The organism is Enterobacter cloacae complex sp. 372C4 (assembly GCF_050030615.1).
GTDB lineage: Bacteria > Pseudomonadota > Gammaproteobacteria > Enterobacterales > Enterobacteriaceae > Enterobacter > Enterobacter intestinihominis.
In genome coordinates this window covers 3,524,885-3,536,327 of sequence record NZ_JBLGUQ010000001.1, presented here as the reverse complement: position 1 = coordinate 3,536,327, position 11,443 = coordinate 3,524,885, and the positions used below count along the sequence as shown (strand labels likewise).

Sequence of the window (11,443 nt, the reverse complement as noted above, 5' to 3'; positions counted from 1 at the left end):
GGTCCTGTCAGTGAGCGGCATCACACTATGCCGTTCACTAAAGCTAGGACGTTGCTATACATTTGCCAGGAAAAACTGACAAATTGCGCACTATATGAGAAGGAATAGTCCGAAACCGACCGCCGCAGACCAGAGCAGCATCGGGATTGACCATAAATGGAAGCGCCACCAGATGCGGCGATCGTTGGCCATCCGCAGGGCGATGAGGTTGGCCAGCGAGCCGGGCAGCAGCCCAAAGCCGCCGACGTTGACCGCCCACGCCAGCAGAACCGTTGGGGGAACATAGTTAAGCAGCAAAATGGTGGACGGCACGTTACTGATCACCTGCGAGAGACCAATCGCCGTCAGCCATAGTCCCGGTTGCGACAGACCGCTGACGCTATGGAGAACGGTCTGCAATACCGGGAGCTGGATCAGCAGATGCACGTCAATAAACATCGCCATAAACACCAGCAGCAGCGTCCAGTCAACACTCACCAGCACCCGCCGGGCGAGGAACAGGAAGCCACACGCCACCAGCAGCGCGCCCGCCAGCGCCTGGTTTAACTCCAGCGCGGTAATGAAAACGATATACAGTCCCAGGCAGCTCCAGACGAGACGCGGCTGCCACTGGGGGCCGGTGGTACCGCTGTGGTACTGCAACGATTTATTCGGGAAAGCAAACCAGCCCACCACCAGCAGCGTCGCCACGATCGCCAGCGCCAGCGGCGCCATCTGCCAGGTAAATGCGGTAAACGACAGGCCGGAGCGTCCCCACAGCAGAATGTTCTGCGGGTTACCGATCGGCGTGAGCAGCGAGCCTGCATTGACGGCCAGCGCTTCAAAGATAATCAGACGGGTAACCGGTATTTCGCACAGCTTACGCAGCGTGAGCGTAAGCGGCACCACGATAAACAGCGCTACGTCATTAGTGAGGAACGTCGACAGCAGCGCCGCCGAAAAGACCATGAACAGAGCCAGTTTGCGCTCGGTGGCGAAGCGGCGCACCATTTTGCGCCCCAGCACGTCAAAATAGCCGCTCAGCTCTACGCCTTTGGTGAGCATCATCAAACCGCTCAGGGTAATAATGGTGCGCCAGTCTATGGCCGCCGGCCAGGTGTGCGGCGTGAAGGGCACAAAGACGCTGAGCCCAACGCCAGTGATAAGTAAAAGATGGAAAAAACGATCGCGTTTCAGGGCCTGCAAGCCGGGGATGTTCATTCAGCGGCGGGGCCATATTTGAGCGTAAATTCGCGGAACTTCACCAGCGTCTCTTCGCTGACGTGGTGTTCCATACCTTCGGCATCCCGACGGGCAATTTCCGGGCTGACGCCCAGCACCAGTAAAAAATTCTCGACGATCTGATGGCGCTCGCGGCTCTCCTGCGCCAGCTTTTCGCCTTCAGCGGTGAGAAACACCCCGCGCCAGGGGATCATCTCGATCAGCCCGACCGACGCCAGACGTTTTAACATTTTGGCAACGGTTGGCTGCGACACCCCCAGGCGTGCGGCCATATCCACCTGGCGCGCTTCTCCAACTTCACGAATCAGATCGGAGATCAGTTCGACATAATCATCAATCAGCTCCCGGCGGTGCGCCTCACGCACCTGGCGGAAGCCTTCCACATGTTCTTCAACGTTCACCAGTTGCGTCGTTTTTTTTGTTGTTGGCTTACCTGCGCGACGGTTCATTGTGCTTCCTCAATGGGTTGACGCTTCCAGCGCCCTGTAACGGAGCGCACATTGTAAACCATAGCTCTACAAGCACAAAAAATTAACGAATTAGCCATAGCTATACAATATAGCCTGTGCTATATCTGTATGTAATGCAGTCACCCTTCACGGATCGAAGGGATCATGAATCAGGAGGTCTTATGAATGAATTCAAGAGGTGTATGAACGTGTTTACCCACTCTCCTTTTAAAGTGCGTCTAATGCTGTTGAACATGCTGTGCGATATGTTTAACGCCAAACCGCATCAGGACGATAAATCTTCTCACTAAGCGGCGTCGCGGCACGCCGCTTCATTTTCCTGTCACACTTTCGTTGTAAACTCGCTTTTTCCTGATTATTTTTGCGGATTTGCAGCCCCCTTCGCAAAACATCTGTTTAGCAACTGTTGACCTTAATTCACGCTCGCACTATCTTCTTGCAGCCCTGCACAATTTGCGGCTCGCTGAAGCGGACCTCCATTCCCTTTCCACGCACTGTCCGGCAGGCTTTGACCCTTGACGCCAGGGTGAGCACATGGCGTTTTCGTGATAGTGATCTATGAACGTAACCCTGATTGATACACTTGTTACCCGCAGCCGGGCCCTAAGCCCGTGGACGGGATTTTATTTTTTGCAATCGCTGTTGATTAACTTTGCTCTTGGCTACCCCTTTAGCCTGCTTTATGCCGTCGGGTTCACCTGCATTCTTCACCTGCTATGGCGAAGCGCACCGCGCATGCAGAAAGTGCTTATCGGGATCTGTTCTCTGGTGGCTGCCGCCTATTTCCCGTTCGGCCAGGCCTATGGCGCGCCGAACTTTAATACCCTGCTGGCGCTCCACTCCACCAATATGGAAGAGTCTACAGAGATCCTGACGATCTTCCCGTGGTACAACTACGTGGTTGGCCTTTTCATTTTTGCTCTCGGCGTGATTGCGGTTCGCCGTAAGCAGGTCGGGAAAAAAACATGGGGTAAAATTGAAAGCCTGTGCCTGGCCTTTAGCGTAGTGACGTTTTTTGTTGCGCCGGTACAAAATCTGGCCTGGGGCGGCGTGTTTAAGCTTAAAGATACCGGGTATCCGGTGTTTCGCTTCGTTAAAGACGTGGTAGTGAATAACGAGGAAGTGCTCGACGAGCAGGCGCGTATGGCCGAGCTTTCCACCATGAAAGATACCTGGAACGTGCTGGCGGTGAAACCGAAGTATCACACCTATGTGGTGGTGATCGGTGAAAGCGCGCGTCGCGATGCGCTCGGCGCGTTTGGCGGTCACTGGGATAACACGCCGTTTGCCAGCTCCGTCAACGGTACGCTGTTTACCGATTACGTGGCGGCCAGCGGTTCGACGCAGAAATCTCTCGGTCTGACGCTCAACCGTGTTGTGGATGGAAAACCGCAGTTTCAGGATAATTTTGTCACCCTGGCCAACCGGGCAGGTTTTCAGACGTGGTGGTTCTCCAACCAGGGGCAGATCGGCGAGTATGATACCGCCATTGCCAGCATCGCGAAGCGTGCCGACGAGGTACAGTTCCTGAAAAGCGGTGATTTCGAAGCCGATAAAAACACAAAAGATGAAGCGTTGCTAAAAATGACCGCGCAGGTCTTTGCCACTCAGCGCACCCAGCCGCAGCTGATCGTCCTGCACCTGATGGGGTCACACCCGCAGGCATGCGATCGTACCGGGGGAAAATATGCGGAGTTTGTGCAATCCAAAGAGACCTCGTGTTATCTGTACACCATGACGCAAACCGACGATCTGCTCAGCAAGCTGTACGCGCAGCTGCGCAACAGCGGCGATAGCTTCTCGATGGTCTATTTCTCTGACCACGGTCTGGCGTTTAAGGAGCGCGGTAAAGAGGTGCAGTATCTGGCCCACGATGACAAGTTTCAGCAGAACTTCCAGGTACCGTTTATGGTGCTGTCGAGTGATGACAAAACGCATCGCATCATCAAAGCGCGCCGTTCCGCGAACGATTTCCTGAAATTCTTCTCACAGTGGACGGGGATTAAGGCGAAAGAGATAAAAAATGATTACCCGTTTATCTCCGGGAAGAAGGGCCCGCCAGTTTACATTACCAACTTCAGGTTACAGAAAGTTGACTATAACCATCTGGGGACGGATATTTTCGATATTAAGAGTAAGTGATCTCTGCCGTCTCGTGCAGGCTGATGCCCTCACCCTGGCCCTCTCCCACGGGGAGAGGGTACAAACAAAAAAAATCCGCCACATTGGGCGGATTTTTTACTGGCTCACCGAAGTGATTAGAAGCGGTAACCTACGCCCGCGATCCAGGTGCCAACGTCAACGTTGCGGATACGGCTCTGCTCATAGGAGAAGTCCAGAGCAACGTTTTCGATTGGGTTAAACTGCATACCTGCGCCATAGGAGAAACCGTAGTCGCTGTTGCTTGCAGTACGGTTCAGACCCTGGTTTTCGGTCTGCTGGAATTTACCGTAGCCAACACCTACAACACCGTAGATGCTTGCCCAGTCATTCAGGCGGTAAGCAGGACCCGCGGTGATGCCGTAGTACTGACCTTTATTGTAAGAGCCATTTTCAGTACGATCTTTCTCGGTGTAAGTGAAAGAACCGATCACACCCAGCGGGTTGTTGTCTTGCTCGTAACGGTACTTCAGGTTGAAACCGTTGGTTTTGTTCATCACGCCCTGCATATCGCTCTGAGCGTAACCACCAGTTACAGTAGAAGTTGCCGCTACAGCGGTACCTGCGGAAACAGCCAGAACAGCTGCCAGTGCTGAAAGACATGCAATTTTTTTCATAACCACCTCAAATGTGCTTCAAGTAAGTCCGTAAGTTTTAAATATATCAAAAAAATCTGTGAAACTCTTTGTCATTCACGATGTCTAATGCGACCTTTCCTGTAACAGAACATTTCCAGCACCAGCTATCTCGTTCAAATAACTCCAGATTTTCACCTGTAAATGCTAATAGTGCGCGTCATCGCCATTTAGTTCATCCAGATTATTCCTAATCTTTCAGGCGATAAAATCAGCAACGTTTTCTCATTTTACGGATTTTCCCTGGATTTTTTTTCAACAGTAGCTCAACCGTTGCAGGTTATTTCCATTACACTGCGACTTTTACCTCTTTTGACAAAAATTGACAGGAGAAAGGATGCCAGGTTTACCTCGTAAATCGTCGGTCTGGATGCCGGTGGCAGTCATACTTATCGCGATGATGTCCATACAAAGCGGCGCGTCGCTGGCAAAATCGCTGTTTCCGCTGATTGGTGCGCCCGGCGTCACGGCGCTGCGTATCGCATTAGGCACCCTGATCCTCGTGGTTGTCTTTAAACCCTGGCGGCTACGGTTTAAAAAGGAGCAGCGACTGCCTCTGCTTTTTTATGGGCTGGCGCTGGGAGGGATGAACTACATGTTCTACCTCTCTATTCAGACTATCCCGCTGGGGATCGCGGTCGCGCTTGAATTTACCGGCCCGCTGGCGGTTGCCCTCTTTTCTTCTCGTCGCCCGGTAGACTTTATCTGGGTCATACTGGCCGTGCTGGGGCTATGGTTCCTGCTGCCGCTCGGCCAAAGCGTTTCACAAATCGATTTGACAGGGGCCGCTCTGGCGCTAGGCGCAGGGGCGTGCTGGGCGGTGTATATTCTCACTGGCCAGCGTGCGGGCGAAGAGCACGGCCCCGCGACGGTCGCCTTAGGCTCGCTGATTGCCGCGGTTATCTTTGTCCCGATCGGCATGGCACAAGCAACGGACTCAATATGGCAGTGGTCAATCCTGCCGGTTGGGCTGGCGGTCGCCATTCTTTCCACGGCGCTGCCCTACTCTCTGGAGATGATCGCCCTGACGCGTCTGCCTACGCGTATTTTTGGTACGCTCATGAGCATGGAGCCCGCGCTGGCTGCCATCTCTGGAATGATGTTCCTCGGCGAAACCCTGACACTGGTGCAGACGCTGGCGCTCTGTTCCATTATCGCGGCGTCAATGGGCTCTACATTGACCATGCGCCCGGAACCAAAAGTACATAAGATTGACCTCAACTAGCCCTTAAATTCTGCATGGCTTACCGGCCATGCAGAATATAGGTCTCGTCAGCCCTTCAAATAATTTCTTACAAACTCTCTTATATTGCCAAAATATTTCACCTGCCCGCCTTGTCACTTAACGAATTAAGATTGATCTGCATCAATTTATATAAAAAACTTTAAAATCATTAAGTTAAAAGTTCAACCATCCTTTCGCTATTAAACCGATAGGCAGCGCCAAACCGCAGAGAAAAAATCCGGTGCTATACTTAATCCCGTAATTACCTGGGACACAAACATCAAGAGGATATGAGATTATGAGTACCGCTAAACTGGTGAAAACGAAAGCGTCTAATCTGCTTTATACCCGTAACGATGTATCGGATAGCGATAAAAAAGCGACCATTGAGCTGCTGAATCGCCAGGTGGTCCAGTTCATCGATCTTTCGCTGATCACCAAACAGGCCCACTGGAATATGCGCGGTGCAAACTTTATTGCCGTTCATGAAATGCTGGATGGCTTCCGCACAGCACTGGTGACTCATCTGGATACCATGGCCGAACGCGCCGTACAGCTGGGCGGTGTGGCTCTGGGTACCACGCAGGTGATCAACAGCAAAACGCCACTGAAAAGCTATCCGCTGGATATCCATACCGTTCAGGATCACCTGAAAGAGCTGGCGGACCGTTATGCGATTGTCGCGAACGATGTTCGTAAAGCGATTGGCGAAGCAAAAGATGAAGACACCGCTGATATCTTCACTGCCGCGTCACGCGACCTGGATCAGTTCCTGTGGTTCATTGAGTCAAACATCGAATAATCCCTGCGGATTGTCTGAATAACCCTCGCCCCTGGCGGGGGTTTTGCACATTTATGGTGCACACTTTTGTCCGCAACGGCCGCAAAAGTGAATAAAATGTAATAATCACCTCACACAACCGTTAACGGAAGATTGTTTTTTCGTCAGATTCTGCGCTAAATATCCCCCTGTCAGAAGACCTTAACGAAGCGCACCAAAACGGTGCTCCATTCTGGTGCAACCTGACAGAATTGCCACGCTTTTTGTGCAATGCGTGACATTATCCCCTTTGCAAAACAACAGCTTGTAAAACTGGCACGATTTTTTCATTGTGCCTGAGGTTCTCGCAGGGGATCGCCCCGTGGATATAAAAGGAAATGCTATGAAGTCTGTATTAAAAGTTTCACTGGCTGCACTTACCCTGGCGTTTGCGGTGTCCTCGCAGGCTGCCGACAAACTGGTTGTGGCGACTGACACGGCGTTCGTACCGTTTGAATTCAAACAGGGTGATAAATACGTTGGTTTTGACGTTGATCTGTGGGCCGCTGTCGCAAAAGAACTCAAACTGGATTACACCCTGAAGCCAATGGATTTCAGCGGCATTATCCCGGCACTGCAAACCAAAAACGTTGACCTGGCGCTGGCGGGCATCACCATTACCGAAGAACGTAAAAAAGCTATCGATTTCTCTGATGGCTACTACAAAAGCGGCCTGCTGGTGATGGTGAAAGCGGATAACAACGACGTGAAAAGCGTGAAAGATCTCGACGGTAAAGTGGTCGCCGTGAAGAGCGGCACCGGTTCCGTTGATTACGCGAAAGCCAATATCAAAACCAAAGACCTGCGTCAGTTCCCGAACATCGACAACGCTTACATGGAACTGGGCACCAACCGCGCAGACGCGGTGCTGCACGACACGCCTAACATCCTTTACTTCATCAAAACCGCCGGTAACGGCAAGTTCAAAGCGGTAGGTGATTCCCTGGAAGCTCAGCAGTACGGTATTGCGTTCCCGAAAGGCAGCGACGACCTGCGTAATAAAGTTAACGGCGCGCTGAAAACCCTGAAAGAGAACGGCACCTATAACGAAATCTACAAAAAATGGTTCGGTACCGAGCCTAAATAATTTCACCTGACTTCAGGTTTGTAACGCCCGGTGGCGCTACCGCTTACCGGGCCTACGTTTTTCGTTTTTCACCACGGTATACAGGAATACATCATGCAGTTTGACTGGAGCGCCATCTGGCCTGCCATTCCTCTCTTGCTTGAAGGCGCTAAAATGACCTTGTGGATTTCGATCCTCGGTCTGGTTGGCGGGTTAATTATCGGTCTGGTGGCCGGTTTCGCCCGCACCTACGGCGGCTGGATTGCAAACCACATCGCACTGGTTTTCATCGAAGTGATCCGCGGCACCCCCATTGTGGTGCAGGTCATGTTTATCTACTTCGCCCTGCCGATGGCCTTCAACGATCTGCGCATTGACCCGTTCAGCGCAGCTGTCGTCACCATTATGATCAACTCCGGCGCCTACATTGCGGAAATCACCCGCGGTGCGGTGCTGTCGATTCATAAAGGCTTCAGCGAAGCTGGCCTGGCGTTAGGTCTTTCCCGTCGCGAAACGATCCGTCACGTGATCCTTCCGCTGGCGCTGCGCCGCATGCTGCCGCCGCTGGGCAACCAGTGGATCATCAGCATTAAAGACACCTCGCTGTTTATTGTTATCGGCGTGGCCGAGCTGACCCGTCAGGGCCAGGAGATCATCGCGGGTAACTTCCGCGCCCTGGAAATCTGGAGTGCGGTCGCCGTTGTCTACCTGATTATCACGCTTGTCCTGAGCTTTGTTCTGCGTCGTCTTGAAAGAAGGATGAAAATCCTGTGATTGAATTTAAAAATGTTTCCAAGCACTTTGGTCCAACCCAGGTGCTGCACAATATCGATTTGAACATCAGGCAGGGTGAAGTGGTGGTGATCATCGGGCCGTCGGGTTCCGGAAAATCCACCCTGCTGCGCTGTATTAACAAGCTCGAGGAGATCACCAGCGGCGATTTGATCGTCGATGGTCTGAAGGTGAACGATCCGAAAGTGGACGAGCGCCTGATCCGCCAGGAAGCGGGCATGGTGTTCCAGCAGTTCTACCTGTTCCCGCACCTGACGGCGCTGGAAAACGTGATGTTCGGTCCTTTGCGCGTGCGTGGGGCCAGCAAAGCGGCGGCAGAAACGCTGGCAAAAGATCTGCTGGCGAAAGTGGGTCTGGCGGAGCGTGCCCACCACTATCCTTCCGAGCTGTCCGGTGGCCAGCAGCAGCGCGTGGCCATTGCCCGTGCGCTGGCGGTGAAGCCAAAGATGATGCTGTTTGATGAGCCAACCTCCGCACTCGACCCGGAGCTGCGTCACGAGGTGTTGAAAGTGATGCAGGATCTGGCAGAAGAAGGCATGACGATGGTGATCGTTACCCACGAAATCGGCTTTGCCGAAAAAGTGGCGTCCCGTCTGATCTTCATTGATAAGGGCCGCATCGCGGAAGACGGTAATCCGCAGGCGCTGATTGCGAACCCACCGAGCCAGCGCCTCCAGGAGTTCCTGCAACACGTCTCCTGACAGCCATACACAGAGCCGGGCATGCCCGGCTTTTTTATGCCGGATTGTTCCCAAAAACTCCCCTCCGCTCAGCGCGCTCTATACTTATCATTTTGCACGATATTTTTGTCGGAGGACGCCGTGCCGTGGATCCTGTTGCTACTGTTTACCCTGTTTAGCGCGCCATCACTTGCTGTAACCATTCCCGGCGTCACCACCGGAGCCACCGCCACCCAGCAAAATGCGCCGCCAGAACCCGACGCTGAAAAGAAAAAAGCCGCTTACAGCGCACTTGCCGACGTGCTTGAGAACGACACGTCCCGGCAGGAGCTTATCGATCAGCTGAGGAAAGTGGCCGCCACACCGCCTCAGGATCCGGTTCCGACTATCGCGCCGCCGGAAGTCGAAGACGAAAAGACGGTACTGGAAAACGTCACCGATATCAGTCGCCGCTACGGGGAAGCCCTGTCGTCGCGTTTTGCCCAGCTCTATCGCAACCTTGTTGGTACCTCGCATAAGCCTTTTAATCCCCACACCTTTTCTGCAGCCGCGACCCAGTTTTCTATTCTGGCCGCCGCGGTATTCATTTTTTACTGGCTGTTGCGCCTGTCTGTCTGGCCGCTTTACCGGAAGATGGGCCACTGGGGACGTAAAAAGAATCAGCATAAAAGCAGCTGGCTGCATCTTCCGGCAATGATTACCGGGGCCTTTATCATCGATTTGCTGCTGCTGGCGCTGACGCTGTTTGTCGGCCAGATGCTGGCCGACCGTCTTAATACCGGGAACAAAACCATCGCCTTTCAGCAGGGGCTGTTCCTGAACGCCTTTGCCCTGATCGAGTTCTTTAAGGCGCTCCTGCGGTTAATATTCTGTCCGCGCGTGCCGGAACTTCGCCCGTTCGCCATTTCGGATCGGAGCGCCAAATACTGGGCGGTTCGGCTCAGCGTGCTGAGTGGGTTAATCGGCTATGGCCTGCTGGTTGCCGTCCCGATTATTTCCAACCAGGTTAACGTGCAGTTCGGGGCCCTGGCGAACGTGCTGATCATGCTCTGTATTACCGTCTGGGCGCTGTACCTCATCTTCCACAATAAAAAAGCGATCACCGACAGTCTGCTTCACCTGGCCGATCGCTCCCTCTCCTTTTTCAGCCTCTTTATTCGCGCCTTTGCGCTGGTGTGGCACTGGCTGGCCAGCGCCTATTTTATTGTGCTGTGTTTCTTCTCGCTGTTCGATCCGGGCAACAGCCTGAAATTTATGATGGGGGCGACGTTCAAAAGCCTGGCGATTATCGGCATCGCGGCCTTTGTTTCTGGCCTGCTCTCCCGCTGGCTGTCGAAGACGATCACCCTGTCGCCGCAGGTTCAGCGTAATTACCCCGAGCTGCAAAAACGGGTAAATGGCTGGACATCGGTGTCGCTGAAGGTGGCGCGTATTTTGACGGTCTGCGTGGCAATTATGCTGCTGCTGAATGCGTGGGGACTGTTTGATTTCTGGAACTGGCTGCATAACGGCGCCGGGGAAAAGACCGTCGATATTCTTATTCGTATCGCGCTGATCCTGTTCTTCTCCGCCGTCGGCTGGACGCTGCTGGCAAGCCTTATCGAAAACCGTCTGGTGTCGGATGTCCACGGCAGGCCCCTGCCAAGCGCCCGCGCCCGCACACTGCTGACGCTGTTCCGCAACGCGCTGGCGGTGATCATTAGCACCATTACCATCATGATTGTGTTGTCGGAAATCGGCGTAAATATCGCCCCACTGCTGGCGGGTGCCGGTGCCCTGGGACTGGCGATCTCCTTTGGTTCGCAGACGCTGGTGAAGGATATTATCACCGGCATTTTTATCCAGTTTGAGAACGGGATGAACACCGGGGATCTGGTGACCATCGGACCGCTTACCGGCACGGTGGAGAGGATGTCCATTCGCTCCGTCGGCGTACGTCAGGATACCGGGGCGTACCACATTATTCCGTGGTCATCGATCACCACCTTTGCCAACTTTGTGCGCGGCATTGGTTCGGTGGTGGCGAATTATGATGTCGATCGTCACGAAGATGCAGATAAGGCGAAACAGGCGCTGCGGGATGCGGTGAGCGAACTGATGGAGATGGAGGATATTCGCGGGCTGGTAATTGGTGAGCCGTCGTTTGCGGGCATCGTCGGGCTGACGAACACTGCCTTTACCCTGCGCGTGTCGTTCACCACCCAGCCGCTGAAACAGTGGACGGTGCGCTTTGCTCTCGACAGCATGGTGAAAAAACACTTCGATCTGGCGAACGTGAGAGCGCCGGTGCAGACGTATCAGGTATTGTCGCCGCCCGCTTCGCCGCTCCCTCCGCAGGAGCCGACGCTGTAACCGAGCCGGGTGGCGGCTTCGC

The 11,443-nt window shown here is 53.6% G+C and carries 11 protein-coding genes; 8 read left to right on the top strand and 3 right to left on the bottom strand.

The genetic code is table 11. From position 1 onward, the window contains the following. Positions 1-90: 90 nt before the first annotated feature. A complete protein-coding gene (locus ACQG11_RS17230) occupies positions 91-1,200 on the bottom strand; it encodes an anion transporter (RefSeq protein WP_023299650.1) in 1,110 nt (369 codons plus the stop codon). Continuing rightward, positions 1,197-1,670: a manganese-binding transcriptional regulator MntR gene (gene mntR / locus ACQG11_RS17225; protein WP_022647526.1), complete on the bottom strand. Its 474-nt coding sequence runs from the start codon at positions 1,668-1,670 to the stop codon at positions 1,197-1,199. Before mntR ends, ACQG11_RS17230 begins: the two co-directional genes overlap by 4 nt. Before the next feature lie 182 nt (positions 1,671-1,852). On the opposite strand from mntR, the gene mntS reads away from it, so the two are divergent. Both mntS and ACQG11_RS17215 read left to right on the top strand, forming a co-directional pair. Further along, a complete protein-coding gene (mntS, locus tag ACQG11_RS17220) occupies positions 1,853-1,981 on the top strand; it encodes a manganase accumulation protein MntS (RefSeq protein WP_022647525.1) in 129 nt (42 codons plus the stop codon). 268 nt (positions 1,982-2,249) lie between these two features. Next, entirely contained in the window at positions 2,250-3,833 is a 1,584-nt protein-coding gene (locus ACQG11_RS17215) for a phosphoethanolamine transferase (protein ID WP_022647524.1), read from the top strand. Positions 3,834-3,949: 116 nt separating this feature from the next. Here ACQG11_RS17215 and ompX read toward each other — a convergent pair whose 3' ends face one another. After that, on the bottom strand, positions 3,950-4,468 hold the full coding sequence (gene ompX / locus ACQG11_RS17210) for an outer membrane protein OmpX (RefSeq protein WP_003858450.1): 519 nt from the start codon (positions 4,466-4,468) through the stop codon (positions 3,950-3,952). Between the two features lie 355 nt (positions 4,469-4,823). Between ompX and rhtA the strand changes: the two genes are divergently transcribed. From rhtA to ybiO, 6 genes are all read left to right on the top strand, one after another. Then, positions 4,824-5,711 (top strand): threonine/homoserine exporter RhtA, encoded by an 888-nt coding sequence (gene rhtA, locus ACQG11_RS17205; protein ID WP_023305742.1) that lies wholly within the window; start codon positions 4,824-4,826, stop codon positions 5,709-5,711. Positions 5,712-6,009: 298 nt separating this feature from the next. After that, on the top strand, positions 6,010-6,513 hold the full coding sequence (dps, locus tag ACQG11_RS17200; RefSeq protein ID WP_000100801.1) for a DNA starvation/stationary phase protection protein Dps: 504 nt from the start codon (positions 6,010-6,012) through the stop codon (positions 6,511-6,513). A gap of 361 nt (positions 6,514-6,874) precedes the next feature. Continuing rightward, entirely contained in the window at positions 6,875-7,618 is a 744-nt protein-coding gene (gene glnH / locus ACQG11_RS17195) for a glutamine ABC transporter substrate-binding protein GlnH (protein WP_003858455.1), read from the top strand. 93 nt (positions 7,619-7,711) lie between these two features. Next, complete coding sequence (gene glnP / locus ACQG11_RS17190) at positions 7,712-8,371, top strand: glutamine ABC transporter permease GlnP (RefSeq protein WP_108367324.1); 660 nt, start codon at positions 7,712-7,714, stop codon at positions 8,369-8,371. After that, positions 8,368-9,090 (top strand): glutamine ABC transporter ATP-binding protein GlnQ, encoded by a 723-nt coding sequence (glnQ, locus tag ACQG11_RS17185; RefSeq protein ID WP_022647522.1) that lies wholly within the window; start codon positions 8,368-8,370, stop codon positions 9,088-9,090. Before glnP ends, glnQ begins: the two co-directional genes overlap by 4 nt. Before the next feature lie 120 nt (positions 9,091-9,210). Further along, entirely contained in the window at positions 9,211-11,421 is a 2,211-nt protein-coding gene (gene ybiO / locus ACQG11_RS17180) for a mechanosensitive channel protein (RefSeq protein ID WP_022647521.1), read from the top strand. Positions 11,422-11,443 lie beyond the last annotated feature (22 nt).